The 1,137-nt window shown below is 58.1% G+C and carries 1 protein-coding gene; it reads right to left on the reverse strand.

Translation table 11 applies throughout. The features are described from left to right. Positions 1-277: 277 nt before the first annotated feature. A complete protein-coding gene (locus ACFW2Y_RS35990; protein WP_384888004.1) occupies positions 278-826 on the reverse strand; it encodes an RICIN domain-containing protein in 549 nt (182 codons plus the stop codon). Positions 827-1,137 lie beyond the last annotated feature (311 nt).

The raw sequence follows: 1,137 nt of genomic DNA on the forward strand, positions 1-1,137 counted from the left end.
CATTCCCCCGCTAGACCCAGGTGTCGAGCCACATGCGGTTTCTCCACTGGTCCATCGGAATGGGGGTCCCGGTGTAGATGGGCCAGAAGTAGATGGAGTTTCACTGCATGCGGCCATGGTGCCTCTGATCAGCAACTTTCCTGGTATGCGGGGCCGTAGGGCCGAGGTTGGACCGTCCGCGGGCCGTGGAGAGTCCAGTCAGAGCGCTGCGCTGCGCATTATCTGGCCCTGCCAACGCGAGTAGCTTGAGAAGAGGGGGCGCCGTAAGCGTTCTCGGTTAAACTTCCGTGAGTGCCGACGGAGTAATCTCAACGGCACATTCCCACTGAATCAGGTTGGCTCCATTGTTAATGCTTCCGCCGTAAGGAATCACGCACTTATTTACGAAAGTGACGAGATCGCCTCGAGAGGAAAAGCCCCACTGTTGTGACGGGTGTCCATTGCAGTCCCACATGACGATGTTGGCGCCACTGTTTGAGCTGCCGCCATAGGGGAGTATGCACTTTCCGCCGTGCCTCAGCCGACCACTATCGTCAAACCACCAAAGCCGCTGGGAGGTGCTGCCGTTGCAATCCCAGGAGACGATGTTGAGACCATTTCCGGAGCCCCCGCCATAGGGAGTCCAACACTTTCCGTTGACACGGATTTCGTAGGTAGGTCCAGCAGCCGAAGCGCTTCCGATGCCGGACAGGGTGGCGGCAGTCGCAACCAGGGCGACAATGAGGGCGCTGCTCTTGCGCAAGAGTTTCACTTTAATCCTCACATATTTAAAGAGATCGGATGAAGGTAATTTCAGTAGAGGGTACCGCATGTTCGCTCTCTTCATCCGGGGCGAGGGGGAGTGATGGCTAGTGCATAGGTTGGCCTGTTGGTCATTTCTGACTTTTCCGGAATGAACGGCCTACTGTGCCTGTGCCTGGGACGCCCTATGAAGAGCCTCAACGGCTTTCCTGGTCCGCCCCTCGCTGTTCGGCATGAGGTGGGTGTAGGTCCAGGGCTCCGTCGTTCTCGCGGCCGGTCCGATATTGCCGGTATGGGCCAGATGTTCCAAGTCGGCGATGGTGGGCGGTTCATGACGAGGCGGGTAGACCTGCAGGCACGGCTTCCGGTGATCATGGAGTGTCGAGTTCGCTGATC

Origin of the sequence: Streptomyces sp. NPDC058877 (assembly GCF_042742855.1) — a bacterium.
Lineage (GTDB): Bacteria > Actinomycetota > Actinomycetes > Streptomycetales > Streptomycetaceae > Streptomyces.

Coding starts and splice junctions, on each gene's coding strand:
- ACFW2Y_RS35990 (WP_384888004.1), bottom strand. CDS start 826: ATGAAGAGAGCGAACATGCGGTACCCTCTACTGAAATTACCTTCATCC.